At 67.1% G+C, this 2,397-nt stretch carries 1 protein-coding gene and 2 pseudogenes; 2 read left to right on the forward strand and 1 reads right to left on the reverse strand.

From position 1 onward, the window contains the following. Positions 1–705, forward strand: a pseudogene (locus BJQ90_RS17935) (hypothetical protein); the annotation flags it as partial. Between the two features lie 469 nt (positions 706–1,174). On the opposite strand, the gene BJQ90_RS22950 reads toward BJQ90_RS17935, so the two are convergent. Beyond that, a complete protein-coding gene (locus BJQ90_RS22950; protein ID WP_413463712.1) occupies positions 1,175–1,345 on the reverse strand; it encodes a hypothetical protein in 171 nt (56 codons plus the stop codon). On the opposite strand from BJQ90_RS22950, the pseudogene BJQ90_RS22955 reads away from it, so the two are divergent. Continuing rightward, positions 1,293–2,397: pseudogene (locus BJQ90_RS22955) on the forward strand (SUMF1/EgtB/PvdO family nonheme iron enzyme); the annotation flags it as partial. The gene BJQ90_RS22950 and the pseudogene BJQ90_RS22955 overlap by 53 nt on opposite strands.

Below are 2,397 nucleotides of genomic sequence, written 5' to 3' on the forward strand. Positions count from 1 at the left end.
GCCGGGTCGTTTTACCGGGTCCTGACCGACCCGCGGGACGGTGCGCCGCTGGAAATCGGCCGGACCCGCTACCGCCTCACCAAAGCCCAGCGCCGGTGGCTGCGCCTGCGCGACGGCAAATGCCCGTTCCCCGGCTGCAACAACGCCTCCCTGGACAACGACGCAGACCATCTCCTGGCCTGGGCCGACGGAGGGACCACCGGGATCTCCAACCTCGGCCAGCCCTGCCCCAGACACCACCGGCTCAAACACGGCTCCGCGTGGACACCCTCCGGGGCCAGCAATAACAAGCCACCCGGCTGGACCTCACCAACAGGCCGGTACTACCCCAGCGAAGAGCAGGACTGGGAACCACCCCACTGGCCCAACGGCCTGCTGGTCACAGGTTCGATCACGGATACAGTCACGTTCCCGGATACGGACGCGGGCACGCACTTGGATCCGGACGCGGGCCTGGACCACGGCCCGCCCGCGGATCCGGGCCATTACCCGGAGCCGCCGCCCGCCGGGCCCTTCGGCCCGGACCCCGGTCCTGATCCCGATCAGGAACTGCCTGCGGACCCCATCCCGGACTGGCACCTATTCACGGCAGCACACGGATTCCCCGCCGCTGAACCGGAAGATCCGGTATATCCGGAGGACCTTTACTGGCCAGAGCCACTCGAAGACACCTGCCCCGAATTCTCCCTGATCCACTTCGCCTGAGCGACTCGTTGCACACGTTCGGGCCCGGCGGCCAGATCAGTGGTGGGTGCCCCGCCGTCGAGCGCCAAACACCCGCCGCGCGCTTGCCCCGCGGGCACAGGGTCCTTCAGCCCTTGGAGCGCTGATCGCGGCTGGCGAATAATCGGGACGAGGGGCACGTGCCCCACTTTCGCCCAGGGTGCCCGCCCGGTCATCCACGGCTGCACTTCAGGGAGGCTCCTCATGAAAGTTCTAATTGCGGAATCCGTTGCAATGATGGCCATCGGTGACGGTGTCCTCGGAGCATTGTTTCCGGTGCAGCACTCAACCCGGTGGGAGTTCGGCCCCGAGCCTTTGCGCAAGTGCATGCGTATGTGGGCCGAGCATCCTGACCTGACCCGGGCCCTAAGTCTCGTGGAGGTGGTTGTCGGTATCGTTTGGGCCTCGCGCCTCCCTGCAACCCCCGGCAAATAGGGAATCCGGCTCCCTATCAGGAAGTGGGGGTCTTCCTGTCCGGGTTCCAGGCGTTTGTCTGGCCCGACGGCGGCATGACCCCCTTCCGCAGTGAGAAGAACACGAACTGGGAGGGTGCGTTCCGCGTCCCCGAGTTGATCCGCTGGCCGGGCCACATCCCGGCGGGGGTGGTGTCGAACGAGATCATCCAGCACCATGACTGGCTGCCGACGTATCTTGCCGCCGCGGGTGACACGAGCACAGTCGAGGAGCTCAAGCAGGGCAAGTCCATCGGGGACCACACCTGCAAAGTGCACATTGACGGCTACGACCTGCTGCCCTTCCTCACGGGCGAGGTCGCCGAGAACCCCCGCAAAGCTCGTGTACTTCTCCGACGACGGCGACGTGCTCGCGATGAGGTACGGCAACTGGAAGGTCGTCTTTATGGAACAGCGCGTGCAGGGCACGCTCCAGGTGTGGTTCGAACCCTTCGTGCAGCTGCGGATTCCGAAAATGTTCAACCTGCGCACCGACCCCTTCGAGAGGGCGGATTTCACCTCAAACACGTACTTCGACTGGCTCTTCGAGAACGACTACCTCATCCTTGCCGCCCAGGCACTGATGACGGAGTTCCTGGCCACGTTCGAGGAGTTCCCGCCACGCCAGCGTGCCGCGAGCTTCGGCATCGACCCGGCCGTGGAGAAGTTGGAGGCGTTCCTGGCGGGCGGCCATTGACCCGGAATCCCACCTTGCCAACTGCCGGGACCGAGGGGTTTGTGCGCCTTGACGGCGGTGAGTTTATCATGGGTTCGGATGAGCATTATCCGGAGGAGGCGCCGGCGCACCGGGTGCGGGTGGCCGGCTACGCGATCAGCCCGACGGCGGTCACCAACCGTGAGTCCGGGAGACCGGCTACCGCACAGTCGCGGAACGGCCGCTCGACCCGGCCATGTTCCCCGGTGCCCCGCCCGGGAACCTCGTCCCGGGCTCGATGGTCTTCACCGGGACGCCCGGGCCCGGCACGTCCATCGCCGACCGCGCAGACCACCCGGTGGTCCATATCGCGTACGAGGACGCGGAGGCCTACGCCGCGTGGGCCGGATACCGGCTGCCGACGGAGGCGGAATGGGAGTTTGCCGCGCGGGGCGGCCTCGACCGTGCACGGTTCACCTGGGGGGAGGACCCCGAGGCCCCCGCCATGCCCCGCGCCAACTACTGGCACGGCGACTTCCCCTGGCGGGCCCGCCGCGGCTACGGCTC

Origin of the sequence: Arthrobacter sp. SO3, assembly GCF_020532825.1 — a bacterium.
Lineage (GTDB): Bacteria > Actinomycetota > Actinomycetes > Actinomycetales > Micrococcaceae > Arthrobacter.